Here is an 18689-nt window from a genome sequence, read left to right as displayed (position 1 = left end):
CGCGGAGGTGCGCGGATCCGTCCAGCGTGAGCGGGGGCGCTGGACGGATGGGGGACGCTAACCGACAGGCCCGGCGTCGGCGGGGATGAAGCGGGCCAGCGCCGCCGTGATGTTGTCGTGCCCGCCACGTTCGTTCGCCCAGGCGACCAGAGCTTCCCCGAGTGCCACCGGGTCGGCGCCCACCCGCTCCTGCGCCTCCCGAAACACGCGCGCGAGGTTGTCTGCGGTGGAGGCGTAGTTCCACAGCCCGTCGGAGCAGACCAGCACCCAGCCGGGCTCCGTCAGCTCCTCGGCGGCGACCCGCGGCTCCTCATCGTGCGCGTCGGCGCCCAGCCACCGGGTGATCGCGTGCGCGTCGGGCGCCGTCTCGGCCTGCTCCCGCGGCACTCCCGACGCGATCTGCTCCTGCGCCCAGGAGTCGTCGACGCTCAGCTGACGGGGCTCGCCGGCGTCAGGGATCCAGTAGCTGCGGCTGTCGCCCACATTGCCGGTGACGAGCAGCGCCCCGTCGAGCACTGCCGCGGTGAACGTACACGAGGGCGGGTTCGACCGCTTTCCGGGCAGAGCCGCCTCGATCGCTCCGGAAGCGCGCGCGGTCGCCATCTGCAGGAGCGCGCGCCAGCGGTCCGCTCCGACGCTCTCACCGCCGACCTCGGCCTGGAGCGCGCTGAGCGCGGCGCGGGCCGCGGCGAGCGACGCTCGGTCGGAGTCGGGGGTCGACGAGACCCCGTCGCACACCACGAGCAGCGCCGTGTGCAGCGCACCGTCCGCGAGGGCCGTCGCTCCGATCGCCATCGCGTCCTCGTTGGCGGGGTGCCGGAGCCCGCGATCACAGACGCCGCCGACGAGCGGGTGCGGCGCCTCCGCCCAGTGCTCGCGCTCGCTCGGCGCCGGGCGGCCGCACTGCTCGCAGTAGCCGTCCTCGGCGACCACTCCGCCGCAGAAGACACAGGTCGCGGCTACCCCGACCGGAACGGGAGGAACGGAGGCGGCGGCCGCGACGATCAGCGGCGTCCCGCAGGCTTCACAGAACGCGTCGCCCGTGGTAACCGGCTCGCCACAGGTCGGGCAAGGAGTCGAGAGCGCGGCGCTCACGTCAGCGTCCACCGTCGGACCTCGTTGGCCCGGTCGACGAGGTGCAGGCGCTTGTCGTGTTCGCGGGTGGAGGCGGCGAGTGCCCGGAAGGAGGCCTCGAGGCCGTCGCGGATCGCGACCTCGTTCGCCTCGACTCCGCCGAGGTTCGCGCCCTCGGCGGGGCCATCGCGCTGCACCAGCTCGAGCGCGGAGGCGAGGACCTGCGTGGTGAGTTCGAGGCGGGTCCGCTGGTCGATGGACACGGAGTCGACGCTGGCGAGGGCGGCTGAGAGCGAGGGCAGACCGCGCCCCGACTCCGCCAGCAGTTCCGCTCGGCGGCGGCGCGCATCGGCGTAGGAAGAGCGCGTGGGGGCGACGATGTCGAGCGCGTCGAGCGCTCCGTCGAGGTCGGAGCGCAGCTGCCGCACTCGGGCGAGGCCGAACGCGGCAGGCGCTGTGTAGTTCGCGTCGGCGCGGGCGCAGATCACGTAGAGCGACTCGGCGACCTCGGGCTCACCGCTCGCCTCGCAGGCCGCGGCCAGCGCGAGCTTGGGGGCGAGTTCGCCGGGGACCTGCCCGTAGACGGTGTTGAAGGAGGCGCGGGCGCCGACCTCGTCACCGCGAGCGAGCTGCGCGAGACCGCTCATCCACACCGCCCGCCACTCCCACGGGTCCTCGGCGAGGATCTCGCCGGTCGCGCGCGCCGCCTCCTCCCAGCGCTGGGCCTCGATCGCCGCGCGGGCGCGGGCGAGCCGCACTTCGACGGTGATGGTGGGCGCGAGAGCGAGGGCGCGCAGGCGCACGATCGGGTCGGCGACGTTGACGCCCGCGAGCCACGACCGGGCAGGGTCGGACTCGTCGCGCCGCAGGGCCGGCAGCGCATCCCACGGCGGAACGCGGTCGACCACGTCGGCCACCGGCGCCTCGAACAGGGCCGACTCCGTCGAGTGCAGCGCGGGGTGCCCGGGGCCGCGGTCGGTCGCGACGACCTCGCGCAGCACACCGAGCAGCTGGCCGCGCATCTCGTCGACGCTCGCGAAGCGGTCCTGCGGATCGGGTGCGCAGGCCTTCGCGATCAGGCGGTAGAAGGAGTCGTAGCGCTGGAACAGCGGCGTCTCGGAGACCGGCGGCAGCGAGGCGACGAAGGTGGTCTGGTTGCCGCGGAAGTCGAGCACGAGCGAGGCCAGCGTGCGGCCGATCGTATAGACGTCGGAGGCGACGGAGGGCCCGAGGTGGGCGACCTCCGGGGCCTGATAGCCGACGGTTCCGTAGATCGCGGAGTCCTCATCGTCGATCCGACGCACGCCGCCCAGGTCGATCAGCTTGACCTGATCGCCGATCTGAATCATGTTGTCGGGCTTGAAGTCGCAGTAGAGAAGACCCTGATCGTGCAGGTAGGCGAACGCGGGCATCAGCTCGAGCACGAACGCGAGCGCCTGATCCACCGGCAGCGGATTCGCGGCGCCGCCGTTCGCGTCCAGCCGCTCCTTCAGGATCTGCTTGAGGCTCGGCCCGCCGACGTACTCCATCACGATGTAGCCGGCGCCGTCGTGCAGAACGAAGTTGTAGATCTCGACGATGAGCGGATGCTCGACCTCTGCCAGGAACCGGCGCTCGGTGACGGCCGCCGCGTAGGCGTCGGGGTCGCCGGAATTGAGCAGGCCCTTGAGCACGACCCAGCGTCCCGAGACGTTCCGGTCGCGCGCGAGAAAGATCCAGCCGAGGCCGCCGTAGGCGAGGCAGCCGACCACCTCGTACTGCCCGCCGACCACGTCGCCCCGCTTCAGCTGCGGGGTGAACGAGAAGGGCGTGCGGCAGTTGGCGCAGAAGCCCTCGGTGCGGCCGGGCCGCCCGTCGCGTCCGCGGCCGACGGCGGTGCCGCAGTGCGAGCAGAATCGCTTGCGCTCGGGGAGGACCGCCTCGGTCATCAGCGCGGCCATCGGATCGGCGGCCGGGCGGGAGGGCACGGTGGTCAGCCCGGCACCCAGGCGCGGGCCGCGCAGGCGGGTCGAGGTGGTGCCGACACGGCGGGTGACTTTCGAGCCGGTCTGCGCCGTGCGGGCGGAGCCGAGGGCCGCGGTGGCGAGGCGGGCGGAGGAGGTGCGGGTGCTGCGCGCGGTCGCCGACTCCTCCGCGGGACCGGATGCCGCTGGGCGGGGGGTGCCCTCGATGAAGCCGGTGCCGAAGGCGCCGGATGCGGTGGCCGGAGCCGTCGCCGGCGCGGCGCGACGAGCGGTGGGAGCGGACGCCGCGGCAACCTCCTCGGGCGGAAGGCCGCAGACGTTGCAGTAGCCGTCCTCGATCGTGCCCGGGCAGCCGGGGGTCGCGGTGCAGGGGGCGCCGTTCATGGGGTGGCCTTCCGGTGGTGCACGGGGTCGTGAGGCGGGAGGTCGCGAGTGACGACGTCGTACTGCTCGACCAAGTGGCGGGCGAGCGGGACGGAGCAGGGCACCGCCTCGAGTGCGGCGCGCACCTCCTCCGCGGCCGCGACTGCGACCGGGGTGGCAGCTCGGCCGTTGCCCTCGGCGCGCTCCTGCAGCGCCCGGAGGCGGAAGCCCAGGGCGGCGCGTTCGCGCAGCGGCGACGTGTACGCGGCCTCGACCGCGTCGAAGGCTCGGCCGACGGCCGTGAGTCGGACGAGGTGCGCGTCGAGCTCCTCGCGGCCAAGCGGAGGCTCTCCTAGGCGCGAGACGTCGGGCACGGCGAGGCGCGGCGGGTCGGCGATCTCGCGACGGCATCGGGCCACCAGCTCCCGCAGCGGCGCTTCACGGCGCTCGGCCGCCTCGGCCAGCTCGCGGGCTCGACGGCGATCGCGCTCGAGTCCGCGCCGCGTGGACGCGGCGATGATCAGGTCACGTTCGAGGCGGGCGGAGTCGCTCTCGAGCTGTCCGAGCGGCCCCGACACGTCGGCTCCCCGCCCCGCCCTCTCGGCGAGCGCGTCGAGCCGGGAACGCAACACGTCCACCCGCTCCGCTCGCGCGCGATCGACGGTGCCGCCGCCGTCGCGAGCGAGGTCGCGGCAGCGCTCGATCTCGGCGCGCACCCCCACGATCCGCCCGGCGACGTCGGTGCCGCTGGGGTCGAACTCGAGCCGGGAGCGCAGCTGCCCCACGACCGCGTCGCACAGGCGCACGGCCTCCACCAGCGAGACGGCGCCGCTCCCGGAGGCGTCGAGGCGCCCCCACATCAACTGCGACATCCGCTCCCGGGCGACCACATCGACGCGACCGGAGTCCCAGACGACCTCGAGCTCGGCGAGACGCCGCGTGACGGATTCACGCAGCGACTGAGCGAGCACCACGTCGGCCGTGTAGTTCTCGGCGTGCGGCGACGCCAGAGCGGCGGCGTCCAGACGCGAGAGCTCGCGCGTCGTCCGCTGGAGCCAGCGGGTGAGCGCGGCGAGGTACTCGAAGAGTTCGCGCTGCGGAGCGGCCTCGCCCAGGCGCCCCGGAGCGACGGGCGTCCCCTCCACGAGACCATTACTCATCGGCCGTACACCGGAGCCGGAGGCGAGGCGTCGCCGAGAACCCCGAGCCAGCGCTCGTAGATGCTCTGCCAGCGGCCGTCGCTACGGATGCTCTCGAGCGCGGCGTTGACGAAGCGCACGAAGTCGGGATCGTCGGCGGGCAGCCCCAGGCCATAGGGCTCCGAGCTCAGCGCGTCGCCGACGACCTTCGCGTACGGGTCCTGCGCCACGAATCCCGCGAGGATCGTGTCGTCACCCGCGATGGCATCGACTTCGCCGGCTTGGAAGAGCGCGAGGCACTGCGAATGCGTGGCGGCCTCGACGGCATTCACCTCCGGATAGTCGTTCTGCATCCGGCTGAGCGTCGTCGTGCCGCTCGGTGCGCAGACCCGCTTGCCGTCGAGGTCGCCGATGCCGGTGACCGGGACGCCCCCTGGGTTGTCCGAGACGAGCACCTTGAGGCCGGCGTCGTAATACTCCGCCGAGAACGCGATCGAGCTCCAGCGGTCGCAGGTCATCGTGAGAGTGCGGGCGACCAGGTCCACCTGGGGAGCGCCGTCGCCGCCGGTGAGCGCGGGCAGGCGCTGGGCGGAGGTGATCACGACGTAGTCAATGGCATCGGTGCCGAGGATCGCGCGGGCGACCTCGCGGGCGATGTCGACGTCGAAGCCCTCGATCGCTCCGGTGAGGGGGTTGCGGGCACTCATCAGCAGCGTGTCGGCCGAGACGCCGACGCGCAGGGTCCCGCGTCCGCGGATCTGAGCGAGGCGGGTGCTGTCGGTCACACCGGTCGGAGCATAGGAGGTGACGGCCGAGGGCGAGCAGTCCGCGGCGGCCGGGGCGGCAGGAGCAGCGGAGCTCTCCGTCGGAGTCACGGCGGCCAGGGGCGCGCCCAGGTCGTCGGCCCCCGTGCTGCAGCCGGTGAGGACGAGAGCCGCGGCGGTGGCCAGGGCGAGGGCGGCGGCGCGCAACCGGTTCATCGGTACTCCTCCAGTCGCTGAGCGACACCTCGCCAGGCGAACACGGCGCCCGCGAGACCCGACGCCAGCAGCACCCAGGAGACCAGGGACGAGAACTCCGCGCCCCGGTCGAGCGTCGTGGCGGTGGCCGCGGCCTTCTCCTGCACCACCTCGCGGGCGTCGCTGGAGAAGGTGCTGAAGAGGTCGTTCGGCGTGCCGGTCCCGGTCGCCGTGACGACGCGAACGGCTTGATCCCACTTCCCGGCCCCGTCCGCCGTCTGAATCTCCGCGTGGAACAACTGCCACTGCCCGAACTCGTCGACCAGCCGCGTGCGCGCCGACTCGTCCCGCAGGTCGCCCGAGAGCTTGTCGCGCGCCGACGTGACCGCCTGCGTGTACCGCTCCTCGAGGGCCGCACCGGAACCGCGCTTGATCAGCGTGAAGCTCTCGAGCGACTTGGCGTCGCTCGCGGCGATCAGGGCGTTCGACACGGTGAGCGCCTCGCGGTACGACTCGACGCGGGCGGTTCCCGCGTTCGCCGCGACCGATCCGTAGGCGAGCGCACCGCCGATGCCCAGGACGAGCAGAAGGGCCGTGCCGGTCGCGAGCGGACGGTTGAGGTAGCGGTGGGTGCGCCGGGCCAGCCAGACCTGCGCCGCCAGGAGGAGAACCAGCATCACCAGCGAGCCGATCACCAGCAGGACGCTCCAGCGGACGGCGTCGTAGGCGGCCGCGACCCGGTCGGCGCCGGAGCTGACTAGCCCGTCGAGGTCCTCGAGGATGCCGCCCTCGCCCGAGAGCGCCGCCGACGCCTGATCGAGGTACGCCGACGCGACGGGGAAACCCTGGCGGTTGTTGGCGCGAGCCTGCTCGATCAGGCCGCTGTAGGTGGTGATGCTGCTGGCGACGCGGGCGAGGGCTTCGGTGTCGGCCGGCTCGGCGGCCGACAGCCCGGCGATCGCCGACGCGGCGCCGGTGAGGCTGGCGACGTAGGAGGCACGCAGCTCGGTCGGTTCGAGCCCGCCGACGAGGAAGGTGTTCGCCGCGATCGCATTCGCATCGACGAGCAGCGTCCGAACGTTCTGCACGCCCAGGAGCTGAGTCGACTGCTCCCTGGCCGTCGTCGCGGCGCGCGCCTGCATCGCTCCGGCCTGCTGCGCGAACACGCCGAAGAGGACGGCGGCCAGCGCCGTCAGCGCGAGGAGGAGGCGCAGCGCGCCCGGAGTCGTCGCGGTCGCACGAGCGAGGAGGGAAGGTCTGCGCCGGGCAGGGCGGTTGGCGACCTGGACGAGAGGCGACTCGGGGAGCCTCTGCGCGGGTGGCGCGGCCTGGGCGGTGCTCATCGGGTCTCCTCCTCGGGGCTTTCGGGGGTGGGCGGCCCGAGGCCGCTGTCGGTGGTCTTGGCACCAGTGGCGTCGGCCGGGCTTCCTGCGTCGGCCGGGCTCTCCACGACGTCCTCCGGGAGCAGGATGCGCAACTCGTCCAGCGTCGGCTCCTCCACGTCTCGCAGGCGCCAGGCGTGGCGGGTGATCGCGGCGTCGAGGACGTTGCGCACCCAGCGCCCGTTGCCGAACGCCTCCGTGCGCTGCTGCGCCGACGCGAGCTCGGCGAACGCGGCGAGCGCCGCCTCCGTCGGCTCGAAGTCCGCGGAGGCGGCCAGCCGACGGAAGATCGCCGAGAGTTCGTCGTCGGAGTAGTCGGCGAAGTCGATCGTGGTCGAGAAGCGGCTGGCGAGACCGGGGTTGGTCTCGAGGAAGCCCTGCATCGGCCCGGAGTAGCCGGCGACGATCACCACGAGGTCGCCCCGGTGATCCTCCATGTCCTTCACGAGGGTGGTGACCGCCTCCGCCCCGTACTGATCGAGCGCGAGCGCGTACGCCTCGTCGATGAAGAGGATCCCGCCGCGCGCCGAGGCGATGACCTCGGCCGTCTTCGTCGCGGTCTGCCCGAGGTAGCCGGCCACCAACTCCGAGCGGTCGACCTCGACGAGCACACCCTGGGAGAGGATGCCCAGCGAGCGGTAGATCCGCGAGACCAGCCGCGCCACCGTCGTCTTACCCGTGCCGGGGTTCCCCGTGAAGACGAGGTGGCGCGTGAGCGTGGGCGTACTGAGCCCGGCGGCCTGGCGCAGCGTGTCGATCCGGAGCAGCTGGGTCTGCCGCTTGATCTCGCTCTTCACCCGGTCGAGGCCGATCAGGGCGTCGAGCTCGGCGAGCAGGTCGTCGATGGACTCGGGCGGGTCGAGCGGCTCCGCTTCGGGCGCGGGCTCGGGCGCGGCGGTGGGGGCCGCCTCGTCCTGCGGGCCGTCGTGCTCGGTGCGACGCAGGCGCGCAATGATCTCGTCGACCCCGGGAACGCCCGCGGGAAGCCCGGCAGAAGTGACGCCGCCGATGCCGTCCGCGGGGCCCGCTGCTCCGCTCCCCGTCGGGGTCGCTCCCCGGGCCCCGGGACCGCGGCGAGCTGGGCCGCAGCCGTCGCGGAGGCCGAGGCGATACCCCCGATGTCGGGGTCGCCGAGCGCGCTCGCGGCGGAGACGACCTCGGTCAGAGCGCGCGCATAAGCGGAGGCGTGCGAAGACCCCGCACCGGCCAGCGCGGAGAGCTGATCCGTCGGCGCCGACCGCCAGCGCCGACCCCTCGAGGCAGCGGTGAAGAAGGCCTCCAAGCCGCCCGTCTCGCCGGTGGCGGCAAGCCAGTCCTGGCCGGCCCCGCGGATCGACTCAGCGACGGCGGCGGCCAGCCGCGTACCCTCCTCGCGGACGACGGCGGCGTCGAGACCCGCGGCTACTCCCGCGAGCACAAGGGCGTCGAGTGCCTGAGCGAGCGCGGTCACGAGGCATTCGGCGGGGTCAGCGAGCCGGGCCCGGACGGGGCACCGGGCTGCGGGGGCGCGTCGAGACCGCTCGGCGAGAGCGAGGAGTCCGTGAACTTCTCCGCCAGGAACTGCCCGTGTGCGATCAGCGCTGAGGCGTCCTGGCGCGAGACGGCGTCCGAGATGCGGTCGAGCGTGCCCCCGAGGAGGTCGAGCTGGTCGCAGAGGATCATCAGCGAGGTCTTTCCTTTGTGCACAGCGCGGCGGTCGGCGAAGTCCCTCGGCAGTCGGAGGTACCCCTCGACCGCCTCGGGGAGGTAGCTGGTCGCGGTCGAGACGACGGTGTGGCCCTGCCTGCTCATCCCGCCGAGGCGGTCGAGGCGGGGCACCATCTCGCGGACGGTTTCGTCGATCCGCTGGATGCGGGCCGCGACGATCCCGGGCACCTGCCCCTCGGTCCGACTGTTCACCCGGTCGAGCGCCGCGAGGATGTCCTCGCTCGTCGGGACGCGCGGCAGAGCGGGCGCGGTCTCCTCCGGCTCCGCAGGGGCGCCCGTGAACAGTCGGGAGAACCAGCCCATCGGCTAGCGGCCGAGATCGAGCGAGGACGCCGCGTCGATGTCCGAGTTGCTGCGGCGAGCGCGCTCCACGTAGTCGCCCGCCTTGGCCGTCTCGGTCTGGAGGACTCCGACGGTCTGGGCCATGCTGTCCAGCGCCTTGATCTTGAAGTCCGAGATCGAATCCATCGTCTGGTAGATGTTCGCGAACGCGGCCTGCAACTGCGGCAGCCCGACGGTGGCGGAGGCGGCCTGCGACTGGATCGAGGCCGACTGGTCGGCGAGCATGCGCGAGGTGGCCTCGATCATGTTCGACGTGGTCGTGTTGAGCGCGGTGATCTGATCGAGGACGAGACGCTGGTTGGCGAGCGCCTGCGCGACGATGACCGCCGTGCGCAGCGCCGACACGGTGGTGGTCGTCGCGCGATCGACGCCCTTGATCAGCTCGACGTTGTTCTTGATGATGACGTCGATCGCAAGGTAACCCTGGATCGAGACGGCGAGCTGGGTCAGCAGGTCCTGGTGTTTCTGGCGCGCGGAGAAGAGGACGTCCTCGCGCAGCGTCTTCGCCCGCTCCGGGTCGGTCGCGTCAAGCTCCGCGATCGTCGCCGAGAGCTTCACGTCGAGCCGCTCGGCGACGTAGATGTACTCGTTGAGACGCGACATCGTCTCCCACAGGTTCTGCTTCTCGAGGTTGAGCGCCGCGTTGTCCTTCCGCAGCTCGTCCTGCCCGTCGTACAGGGCCTGGATGATGGCGTTGAGGTGCGACTGGGCGCTCTCGTACCGACGGAAGTAGTCGGTGATCCTGTTGCCGAAGGGGATGAAGCCGAGGATCTTCTTCTGCACGTTGTCCTCGGACGGATCCAGGTCCTCCACCGTGCGACGCAGCTCGAGCAGCGTCGTGCCGATGGTCGACCCCTCGGAGAGCCCGCCCTCCTTCAGCGCGCGCACCGGCGTGCTCAGCAGCCGATTCGACGAGTCAGCGGCCGAGCGGATGTCGGCGTCGCCCATCGTGCGGATATCGTTGGCCCGGGTCGCGAATTCGGGGCTGCGCACCTCCGTCGCCAGGAGCGTATCGAGGTAGCCGTCCACCTTCGCCTCAAGGCCGGGCAGGGCCGCCTCCGGGACCTTCGGCGCGATCGACGGCGCCGACGTGGTCGGCACCGCCGCCACCGGCTCCGGAGGCGTGAGCGAGAGGGCGTTCTGGACGGGCTGCTGCAGGGCCTCGGTCATCGGGATCCTCACCGTTCCTGGCGCTCGGCGCCGACTGGGATGGACGTCCCACAGCATATCCCGGGCCCTCCCGCGCGATCCCGGGGAGCCGCGGGGACGGACGAGTCGGCGTGATCCGGTGGCTGTGGAGGAGCATCCGTCGACGCTCAGGTCGCGCGGGGACGCCTCCGCAGCGTCGCCACCGCGACTCCGGCCAGGGCGAGCGCACCGCCGAGCAGTGCGGCGGGAGGCGGAGTCTCACCGAGGACGAGCCAGGACAGCAGAACGACCACCGCGGGCACCGCGTACGTCGAGGCGGCCGTTCGCCCCGCGCTGGACCGGGCGAGGACGTAGCCCCAGGTCGTGAAGGCGACCGCTGTCGGGAAGATCCCGAGATAGATGACCGCGAGGACGGAGGAGACCGGCGCGGTGCGGAGCGCCTCGATCAGCTCCGGCGCGAACGGCAGGCACGCGAGCGTCCCGGCGAGGCACCCCAGCCAGGTCATCGTCGGCGCGTCAATCCGGTCCAGCAGGCGCTTCTGGAGCGTCGCGGCACTCCCGTAGACGACGGCCGCGACCAGGCCCAGGACGACTCCGATCACGTCGAACTGCCCGGTCGACGTGGAGAACGCGATCACTCCGACACCGGTCAGCGCCACGACCATCCCCGCAATCAGCCGCCGCGGGAAGCCCTCACCGAGCAGCAGCCCGGCGAGCACAGCGGTGATCATCGGCGCGATATTTACCAGCAGCGCCGCCGTCCCCGCATCGACATGCCGTTCCGCCGCGTTCAACGAGAGGTTGTACACCCCGAACCACGCGACTCCCCAGGCCAGCACGAGAACGAGGACGCGGCCCCGCGGCACGGCGGTCCGCGGATCGAGAGCAGTGGCCGAGCGGCGCCTACGGGCGGAGAGGACGAGCCGGACGACAGTGAGCGCCAGCGAGCCGACCACGATGCGGCCCAGGGTGAGCGCACCAGGACCGAAATCCTCGGTCGTGGCGCGGATCCCAACGAACGCCGACGCCCAGAGCAGGACGGTCACCACGATCGCCGCCCAGAGCAGGACGGCGTCCCTCGTGGAGGGCGGTGCAGAGGAGGCGGTATGTGTCATGAGGCCATCGTGGCGTCCGCGGGAGGCCTGCACCATTCCCGGCTCGCTCGCCTGCGCCGCGCTCGGAGACCGTGTGGCGCATCTGGGCAGTGCGACAGGCGTGCTCGCAGCACGCGAGAGCACGATGGCCGCGTGAGCTCTGTCGAACCCGTCACCCGTTCCGCGCCCCCGCTCGGCGGAGTGCGCATCCTGCGGCAGCGCTGGACCGAGGCGACATTCCTGCACTGGCGCGTGGACCCTGCAGTGGTGGCGCCCCATCTGCCGCCCGGGACCAGGCCGGACGAGCACGACGGTTCCTCCTGGGTAGGACTCATCCCCTTCCAACTCTCGCGGACAGCCTTCCTGGGCGGACCGCGAGTGCCGTGGCTCGGCACGTTCCCCGAGGTGAACGTGCGCCTCTACTCCGTCGACGAACACGGGCGTCGGGGAGTCGTCTTCGTCTCACTCGACGCGGCGCACCTGGTGCCCGTGCTGACGGCGCAGGCGATGTTCGGGCTCCCCTACCGATGGGCGCGAATGAGTATCGAGCGCCGCCACGGCGCGGTGATCTACGACACGATCCGGCACACGGACGCGGCCGCCCACTCCCGGATCGTCGTGCGCCCCGGAGAGCCCACGGGCGATGATCCGCTGGCCTTGTTCCTCACCGCACGCTGGGCCTACCACGAGCGACACCTGGGCTCGACCTGGTACGGACGGAACCTGCACCGTCCGTGGCCGCTGCGCCGCGCAGAGCTGTTGGCCCTCGACGACGGGCTCCTCGAGGCGGCGGGCTTCCCGGGGCTGGCGTCCCGGGCGCCGGACTCGGTGCTGTACTCGCCCGGAGTCGAGACGGTGTTCGCGCTGCCACAGCGGGTGGCACGGGAGGAGACCCACGGAAGGGGGTGGCGCTGAATGGCCTCGATCGGAGAGCATTCGTCTGCATGGATGTCATGCTCAGCTGCACCAGGGGGGAAACCGTGGAATTCACCGAACGACTCATCGCTCTGGCGACGAAGGTCCACCAGCAGCGCGAGAACATCCAGACGGAGGAGGCGACGAAGAACGCGTTCATCATGCCGTTCATTTCGACAATCCTCGGTTACGACGTCTTCAACCCGCTCGAAGTTGTGCCCGAATTCATCGCGGATGTCGGAGTGAAGAAGGGCGAGAAGATCGATTACGCGATCGTCCACAATGGCGCCGTGCAGATGCTGATCGAATGCAAGAAGTCCGCGGAACCTCTACGCCTCGAGCACGCCTCGCAGCTATTCCGCTATTTCGCAGTCACCAGTGCGAGAATCGCTGTCCTCACCAACGGAGAGCAATACCACTTCTACACCGACCTCGACGCTCCAAACCGCATGGATGCGAAGCCGTTCCTCGTGCTGGACCTGACAGACATCGACGAGACGCTCATCCCCGAGCTGACGAAGCTGACCAAGGAGGTCTTCGACCTCGATTCGATCATCAGCGCGGCGGGCGAACTCAAATACATTGGGCAGCTGAAGCGGGAGCTCGGCACCCAGTTCACTGCCCCCAGCGACGAGTGGATCAAGTTCTTCACCACCCGGGTTTACGAAGGCTCCTACACGCAGAAGGTGCGAGAGCAGTTCTCGGCACTGGTGTCGAAGGCGTCCAAGCAATTCCTCAACGAACAGGTCAATGAGCGACTGAAGACCGCTCTCGGTGCGCCCAACTTCCCTGGCACCGAGGCGATTGCAGCAGAGCAGTCACTCACCAGTCAGGCCGTCGTCGAGGAGGAACTCGAGGAGCAGAGCGACCTCGAGACGACTCTGGAGGAACTTGAGGGCTTCCAGATTATCAAGGCCATCGCCTGTAGCGAGGTGAAGGTGAATCGGATCGCGCAGAGAGACGCGAAATCGTACTTCGCGGTGATCCTGGACGACAACAACCGCAAACCGGTCGCCCGCCTGCACTTCAACCGTAAGCAGAAGTACCTCGGCACGTTCGACGCGGAGAAGAACGAGACCCGACACCCGATCGCCTCCCTCGACGAGATCTACTCGTACGCGGAGATCATCAGGGAAAGCGTACGCACGCATGCCTGATTGGCGACCGGGGTGGGGAGGTCGCCCGATGAGCAGCGGTCGCTCAGGCAGTGCGGTGCCCTCTGCGCAGGGACACGATCGCCAGGACCACGAACTCGGCGGCGAAGACGAATAACGCTCTGGCGAAAACCAACGCGCCACCGAGCCGGAACATCGGCGTCGTAGCAGCGAGGGTGTTCATCAGCGCGACAGCAAGGCCACCGCTCCGACCGTCGAGACAGCGGTGGTGCGGGCGGCAACCGGAGTCCGGACGGTAGTCGAGTTCATCATCAATTCTCTCTTTTCGTCGCGAACCCGGGTACAGGTCGGGGTACGGATGCGGCAGCGTAGGCAGATGCAGGAGATGATCGGGGTGCCGCCGTGGTCGGATCACCCGATAGGGCAACCCAGTCGCGCGCGTGAAGCCCGAGCAGAGCCTCCTCGCGCGGAAGGTACCCGAGTCGGTTCATCAGGAGATGATTCTGATGGAACACGAGGTGTTGCGGTGTGCGCGGCACCCCGAGCCGACCGGCCGCGGTGAGGTAGTCGTCGACCGCGCGGAACCACCGACGGCGCCACGCCTCCACTCCAGGTTGCACCGCGGTACGTCGCAGACGCTCCATCACAGCACTCCGATGAGCGCAGACGTGCGCATCAAGCCCCGCGCGCACCGTCTCGTCGCCGAAGACGGCACCCGTCCACCACTCGGCGTGGATCTGCCAGAACCGGAGCCACGAGACGGCGCGGCGCGCAGGCCACTCCTGAGCGCGGGTACCGTGGGCGAGCGCACCGGCCCCGTCGGCGAGCAGGAGCGCCGCGAGCGCATCCCGGTCAGCCCCCTTCTCGTACTCAGCGACGCCCCACAGCGCCAGCTCCGAAGAGAACTCGAAGACGCGCTCCGCCAATTCGACGCCGTCGAGTCCGCCGTACTTGTCGGTCTCGGGCTCGTAGACAGCCGGGCGTAGGCCAACAGCATCCCCGGAGCCGGTGAAGACCGCGGCATTCGCACCGCGAACGAGTTCGATCCGTGGGGAGCGAGACGCGCTCACAATGAGTTCGAGGTGCGTGCAGAGATCGCGGGAGACACGGACGAGCCGGTCGAGGCTCGCCCCAGGGCCGAAGACGCGCAACCGCAGGTGCGGCCCGCTCGGATCGACGTAACGGAGGAAGAACCACCGGCTCGCGTCCAGCGCGCGTACCTCGGCCAGCAGCGACGGCAGGAGTTCCGCGATCACGTCGTCGATCGCATCGACGCCTCCGGTGTAGAGGCGCGCGTACCACCACTGTGGGGCCGCGGCCACGTCGAGGGGTCGCGGGGCAGAGCCGAGGAGCGTCATCGTCTGCCCCTCTCTCCTATGACCGCTGCCGCGATGCCCACCTCGTCCTCGTCCTCACTCAGCACGACGTGTTCGACGGCGCGGAGGGAGCCATCGGAGGCACGGGCGAACTCGTGCGGCGCGGGCAGCGCCTCCGTGATCTCGACCCCGCGCAGCTCGTCGCGACCGCGGGCGTCGGCGAGTGTCGCAAGGAGCAGACTGAGCGAGTACGGACTGCGCAGATCAATCGGGACGGGCTTGTGGCCGACGGGGTCGAGGACAGGTCGTACACGGACGAGGCGCACAAACACCTGTGCCGGGATTCCCTGGGCGCGCCGCCAGCAACCAATCTTGTGCAGGAGCTCCGCATCATCGCCGTCGAGCGCGGGCAGAAGGGCCGTCGGAACGGTCCAGACCGCACGGCGAAGAACGATCCTCCCGCTGACGCGACGAGGGCGGCGGACCACTCGATCCAGATCGGCGAGAGCCGCGACTGTCGGCGCGCCGACCCGCGGCAGTTGCCACGGGTCGGCGAGCACCGCGAGGATCCGCTCCGGCCCGCTGAGCAAATGCGCAGGCACCAGGCCGAGGTAGAAGGGAACGACCGGCATTGCGTCCTCGGTCAACAGCTCGATCGACTCCGTCGCAGGGTCATGTCGCAGGCGCAGCTGGGTGAAGTCGATCGCGGCGACCCGATCCTCCGTTACCGGCGCGTCGACCGGGAGCGACAGGCGCGGGAGGGTGCCCGCCGCGGCGGCCTGCATCCCGTTGACCTCCCAGGACGGCACGAATTCGACCGCCAGTGCGCCCCGGGCAAGGCGTCGCGCCCGCTTGGCGAGGAGCGGGCGGAGCCCGTCGTGCAGAGCGCCGAAGCGGCTCACGAGTCCCCCCTGTCCGCTGTGGAGCTGATTGATGACGATCAGGGGCTCATCGCCGTGCACCACCTGGAAGGCCACTGCCGCAGTGACGGGCGGCATCGACCGACCGAGCGGCCGGGACGCCGGTGCGCGTGCCGCACTGGGGCGAGCGAACAGCGATTCCTGTAGCTGCTCATCGGCGCCCGCTGCCAGCAGCCAGCGCCACGGGTCGTCAATCGTGCCGCCGGGACCGCAGCGGTCGACGAGCGCTGCGACGAGCGCCTCGTACGCCGGTGAGCGGATCGTGCTGCGGCGGACCGAGGCCGTGAAGCGCTGGATCTCGGCCTCAAGCTCGGGCGAGGGCCCCGGGATCGCAATCGCGGGAGCGGCGTCGACGTATACCTCGAAGCGCCGGTGGCCCGGCGCCACGCCCCACGCGGCGAGCGCCTGGTCGGCGCGATCGCGCAGCGCCGCTCGGCGACGGCCGCGCTCCCTCCCGGTGAGGCCCGTCACGGCACGCGCCTCGACGACCACCTCGGCGAGGAGGGCGGCGGCCGGGTGGTCGGGGACGGCGGAGGCGAGACGCGCGGCGAGCGCCCTGAGGGCGTGGCGCTCCGCGTAGCCCCACGGTGCGACCACCCGCAAGAGACCGGCATCGAGCATGCGGAGGTAGGCGGCGAAGGGGTCATCGCCGCCGATCTCCTCCAAGACGCGCTTGAGCGGCGCTCGTCCAACGCGCTGCAGCGCCTCGAGTACCGCGCCGGAGCCGCGGAGGGCCACCCGTAGCGTGCGACGCCACACGAAGTCGCGGCTCTCGATCAGCTCGGGGATCGCGACCGGCTCCGACACTGAATCGAGACCTCCCGTGCGCAGCGGCTCGATCTCAAACGCGGTCGCGGCGCGTTCGTCGCGCGCCAAGACGTCGAGCCACGCCGCGGCGTAGGAGTGAGTGATCCCGACCGCCGGAGCCGACGGCGACGGCGCGCCCGCGAGTCCGACGGTGGTCAGGGTGCCGAACGGGCTCGTCTTGAACGCGGCGCGGGTGGCATAGGAGAGCAAGCTCCGCGTCGCGTGACGGCCCGGCTTCAGCGCACTCCGTCCAGGGGCAGCAGCGAAATCGGGGCTGGCATCGGCGATCGCGCCCACTATCTCGGGATCGTCGCGGAGAGCGGCGAGCGCAGCACCGGTGCGGGCGACACCCCGATCGACGGCGTCGTGGAGGCGGTCGGCGAGCTCGGCGCGCTGCGCGAGGGCCGCCGCCCAGGCGGCGACTGGTGCCTCGGAGGCGCGCTCTGCGAGTGCAGCCAGGATCTGGTCGAGCACCGCGGGCGCGAGGGGAGCTGGAGCGGTGGAGCGCGTCGAGCGGCGCAGGGCAAGCACCGTTCGACGAAGCGGGCGGTCGTCGTCGAGGAGCGGCACAAGGCGGTGCAGGGCGTCACTCGCGGCGTCGCCTAGCCCGGGTAGCCGCGACTCCAGGACCTGGAGCTGCGCGGAGAGTTCGTCCGCGCCCTCCGCTGCCAGCGGGAGGCGTCCCGCGTCGAGACCGGCCACACGAGCGAAGCGCACGCTCGGCGTGCGGGCTGACGGAGCGGCAAGGGGCGCCGGAACGGGCGCGCTCACGAGAGAACCTCCACGAGCCCTAGGAGGGTGCGCAGGACGCCCGCGACCAGCAGAGCGAGGAACAGGAGGCAGGCGACGGCGTAACCGAGGTAGAAGCGGCGGCGGCGCGGGGTGAGTGCGGCGACTCCGGGCGGCAGCGGAATCCGCAGGAGCCGGTGGGTGAGGTAGGAGAGCGCCTGACCGCGGACGTTCACCTCGCCGGCGAACGCCGAGACGACCTGGTAACCATCCGAGGGAGTCACCGGGTTGAGATTCATGACAGTGAGGAAGGCCTGGAAGATCAGGAGCATGAAGGCGAGGTCGCCTGGCTCACCGGGCACCGTCATCGCGACGACGGCCGCGGCACCGAACCAGAGCTGGTCGTTGACAGGACCGGCCGACGAGAGGAAGGCGCGGGAGCGACGGTCCGCGACTCGGTAGGCGTCGGTGCGGTCGACGTACCCAACCGGCATGACGTAGAGCATCAAACCGATCCCCGCTTCGCGCACCGGCACGCGCAGGTACTGACAGACGAGGGCATGCGACAGCTCGTGCGCGGCGATCTGCGCGAAGATCAGCGGATACAGCAGCCAGGCGTGGGCGGGGAGGCGCCAGTTGGCGCCGGCCGTGGCGAGTGCCACGACTCCGAGGACGGCGCCCACGGCAGCCAGTGTGATCCAGAGAGCGGCGAGACGGGGGCCAGGGATAGCCCGGAGCGGCGCGACCACCGGCTCGAGGACGAGTCCGACGCTCCGGGTGAGCGGCAGGCGCAGCAGGTGCTCGCGGCGCATGAAACGCGCGAGCCCACGGCGAACGCCGACCCGGGCCGGCGGCTCCTCGAGCGCGCCGGCCTGGCGCAGGCTGTGAGCGAGCCAGCTCACGCGGGTGGCGACCTGCTCGGGATCTCGGTCGCCGCGCAGGCGCTCGACGAGCTCCGCACCGGTAGTGACGCCGTCAAAGAGCGGCAGGAGCGGGACGACGTCGCGACCGATCGCGAGGTAGCGGCCGGTGGCGCCGATGTAAAGGAGCGGCTTCCCGTCGAGGCCCTCAAGCAGCTCCACGTCTTCGCGGAGGCGCGGGTGTGCGTTGCGGAACCAGTCCAGGGGTGCGTCCTCAGTCGCAGACGCTGGGCTGTGGAGGACGTTTTCTGATCCCACGCTACTCCTCCTCGGTGAACGGTGCGGGCGGGGGTGAACGGTGCGGGCGGGGGGTGAGGCCGGGTGGCGAGTGCCGTCCGCCGGAACGGCGGACGGCACTCCCCGCTCAGTCGCCGGCGCTCGAGAAAGAGCTGCCGGTGGAAATGGACGAGGCCGGGCAAGCGGCCGAGCTACCGGTCGCGAACGAGCCTGCGGTGGTGAAACCCGCCGCTACCTGGTTGTCGAGTTCTTCGACGGTGAGGTCAGCGGCGAAGAGGTCCTGGTTCTCGTTGGAGTTCAGGGTCATGATGTTGTCCTTTCGATGAGGGAGAGAAATACGTACGTTGACGAGAAGGGGACGGATCAGCCGAAGGAGGAGGCTGTGCCGGCACTGCTCGCGGTCGAGCCAGGGCACCCGGCCGAGCCGAAGGTGCCGGCCGAGCCCCATGTGCCCAGGGCACTCTGGCTGCTCAGTTCTTCGACGCCGAGGTCGCCGTCGAGGTCCTGTGCGGTCAGGTCCTGTGCGGTCAGGCTGGTACTGGTACTGGTGAACATGA

At 71.0% G+C, this 18689-nt stretch carries 17 protein-coding genes; 2 read left to right on the top strand and 15 right to left on the bottom strand.

The window, feature by feature from the left end; all coding sequences use genetic code 11:
• Positions 1–57: 57 nt before the first annotated feature.
• The 10 genes from C1O28_RS01025 to C1O28_RS00985 form a co-directional block, all read right to left on the bottom strand.
• Entirely contained in the window at positions 58–1107 is a 1050-nt protein-coding gene (locus tag C1O28_RS01025; RefSeq protein WP_097166408.1) for a PP2C family protein-serine/threonine phosphatase, read from the bottom strand.
• Complete coding sequence (locus C1O28_RS01020; protein WP_097166278.1) at positions 1092–3422, bottom strand: serine/threonine-protein kinase; 2331 nt, start codon at positions 3420–3422, stop codon at positions 1092–1094. The genes C1O28_RS01025 and C1O28_RS01020 overlap by 16 nt, the downstream gene beginning before the upstream one ends.
• Positions 3419–4561, bottom strand: a complete 1143-nt coding sequence (locus C1O28_RS01015) for a hypothetical protein (RefSeq protein ID WP_097166277.1) — start codon at positions 4559–4561, stop codon at positions 3419–3421. Before C1O28_RS01015 ends, C1O28_RS01020 begins: the two co-directional genes overlap by 4 nt.
• Positions 4558–5520: a glutamate ABC transporter substrate-binding protein gene (locus tag C1O28_RS01010; protein ID WP_097166276.1), complete on the bottom strand. Its 963-nt coding sequence runs from the start codon at positions 5518–5520 to the stop codon at positions 4558–4560. The genes C1O28_RS01015 and C1O28_RS01010 overlap by 4 nt, the downstream gene beginning before the upstream one ends.
• Positions 5517–6842: a hypothetical protein gene (locus C1O28_RS01005; RefSeq protein WP_097166275.1), complete on the bottom strand. Its 1326-nt coding sequence runs from the start codon at positions 6840–6842 to the stop codon at positions 5517–5519. The genes C1O28_RS01010 and C1O28_RS01005 overlap by 4 nt, the downstream gene beginning before the upstream one ends.
• Positions 6839–7678 carry an AAA family ATPase gene (locus C1O28_RS15505; RefSeq protein WP_244210505.1) on the bottom strand — a complete coding sequence of 280 codons (840 nt, stop codon included), beginning with the start codon at positions 7676–7678 and terminating at the stop codon, positions 6839–6841. Before C1O28_RS15505 ends, C1O28_RS01005 begins: the two co-directional genes overlap by 4 nt.
• A gap of 14 nt (positions 7679–7692) precedes the next feature.
• On the bottom strand, positions 7693–8331 hold the full coding sequence (locus C1O28_RS15500) for a hypothetical protein (RefSeq protein WP_244210504.1): 639 nt from the start codon (positions 8329–8331) through the stop codon (positions 7693–7695).
• A complete protein-coding gene (locus C1O28_RS00995) occupies positions 8328–8891 on the bottom strand; it encodes a hypothetical protein (protein WP_097166273.1) in 564 nt (187 codons plus the stop codon). The genes C1O28_RS15500 and C1O28_RS00995 overlap by 4 nt, the downstream gene beginning before the upstream one ends.
• 3 nt (positions 8892–8894) lie before the next feature.
• The gene (locus C1O28_RS00990) at positions 8895–10100 is read right to left on the bottom strand and encodes a toxic anion resistance protein (RefSeq protein WP_097166272.1); all 1206 of its coding nucleotides are present in this window, start codon (positions 10098–10100) and stop codon (positions 8895–8897) included.
• Between the two features lie 146 nt (positions 10101–10246).
• Positions 10247–11194, bottom strand: a complete 948-nt coding sequence (locus C1O28_RS00985; protein WP_237398081.1) for a DMT family transporter — start codon at positions 11192–11194, stop codon at positions 10247–10249.
• 132 nt (positions 11195–11326) lie between these two features.
• Between C1O28_RS00985 and C1O28_RS00980 the strand changes: the two genes are divergently transcribed.
• The gene (locus tag C1O28_RS00980; protein ID WP_243392050.1) at positions 11327–12088 is read left to right on the top strand and encodes a YqjF family protein; all 762 of its coding nucleotides are present in this window, start codon (positions 11327–11329) and stop codon (positions 12086–12088) included.
• A 65-nt stretch (positions 12089–12153) separates the two neighbouring features.
• Complete coding sequence (locus C1O28_RS00975; protein ID WP_097166270.1) at positions 12154–13245, top strand: type I restriction endonuclease; 1092 nt, start codon at positions 12154–12156, stop codon at positions 13243–13245.
• A gap of 269 nt (positions 13246–13514) precedes the next feature.
• Here C1O28_RS00975 and C1O28_RS00970 read toward each other — a convergent pair whose 3' ends face one another.
• From C1O28_RS00970 to C1O28_RS00950, 5 genes are all read right to left on the bottom strand, one after another.
• Positions 13515–14561 (bottom strand): lantibiotic dehydratase C-terminal domain-containing protein, encoded by a 1047-nt coding sequence (locus C1O28_RS00970; RefSeq protein WP_097166269.1) that lies wholly within the window; start codon positions 14559–14561, stop codon positions 13515–13517.
• On the bottom strand, positions 14558–17017 hold the full coding sequence (locus C1O28_RS00965) for a hypothetical protein (RefSeq protein ID WP_097166268.1): 2460 nt from the start codon (positions 17015–17017) through the stop codon (positions 14558–14560). Before C1O28_RS00965 ends, C1O28_RS00970 begins: the two co-directional genes overlap by 4 nt.
• Positions 17014–18153, bottom strand: coding sequence for a zinc metalloprotease (locus C1O28_RS00960; RefSeq protein WP_097166267.1), 1140 nt, complete (start codon positions 18151–18153; stop codon positions 17014–17016). Before C1O28_RS00960 ends, C1O28_RS00965 begins: the two co-directional genes overlap by 4 nt.
• A 106-nt stretch (positions 18154–18259) precedes the next feature.
• Positions 18260–18439: a thiocillin family RiPP gene (locus C1O28_RS00955; protein ID WP_097166266.1), complete on the bottom strand. Its 180-nt coding sequence runs from the start codon at positions 18437–18439 to the stop codon at positions 18260–18262.
• A gap of 56 nt (positions 18440–18495) precedes the next feature.
• Positions 18496–18687 carry a thiocillin family RiPP gene (locus C1O28_RS00950; protein ID WP_097166265.1) on the bottom strand — a complete coding sequence of 64 codons (192 nt, stop codon included), beginning with the start codon at positions 18685–18687 and terminating at the stop codon, positions 18496–18498.
• Positions 18688–18689 lie beyond the last annotated feature (2 nt).

Origin of the sequence: Rathayibacter rathayi (genome assembly GCF_004011095.1) — a bacterium.
Lineage (GTDB): Bacteria > Actinomycetota > Actinomycetes > Actinomycetales > Microbacteriaceae > Rathayibacter > Rathayibacter rathayi.
The sequence above is the reverse complement of the archived record's forward strand: the minus strand, read 5'-3'. Positions and strand labels throughout refer to the sequence as shown.

Coding starts and splice junctions, on each gene's coding strand:
- C1O28_RS01020 (WP_097166278.1), bottom strand. CDS start 3,422: ATGAACGGCGCCCCCTGCACCGCGACCCCCGGCTGCCCGGGCACGATC.
- C1O28_RS01015 (WP_097166277.1), bottom strand. CDS start 4,561: ATGAGTAATGGTCTCGTGGAGGGGACGCCCGTCGCTCCGGGGCGCCTG.
- C1O28_RS01010 (WP_097166276.1), bottom strand. CDS start 5,520: ATGAACCGGTTGCGCGCCGCCGCCCTCGCCCTGGCCACCGCCGCGGCT.
- C1O28_RS01005 (WP_097166275.1), bottom strand. CDS start 6,842: ATGAGCACCGCCCAGGCCGCGCCACCCGCGCAGAGGCTCCCCGAGTCG.
- C1O28_RS00995 (WP_097166273.1), bottom strand. CDS start 8,891: ATGGGCTGGTTCTCCCGACTGTTCACGGGCGCCCCTGCGGAGCCGGAG.
- C1O28_RS00990 (WP_097166272.1), bottom strand. CDS start 10,100: ATGACCGAGGCCCTGCAGCAGCCCGTCCAGAACGCCCTCTCGCTCACG.
- C1O28_RS00985 (WP_237398081.1), bottom strand. CDS start 11,194: ATGACACATACCGCCTCCTCTGCACCGCCCTCCACGAGGGACGCCGTC.
- C1O28_RS00970 (WP_097166269.1), bottom strand. CDS start 14,561: ATGACGCTCCTCGGCTCTGCCCCGCGACCCCTCGACGTGGCCGCGGCC.
- C1O28_RS00955 (WP_097166266.1), bottom strand. CDS start 18,439: ATGACCCTGAACTCCAACGAGAACCAGGACCTCTTCGCCGCTGACCTC.
- C1O28_RS00950 (WP_097166265.1), bottom strand. CDS start 18,687: ATGTTCACCAGTACCAGTACCAGCCTGACCGCACAGGACCTGACCGCA.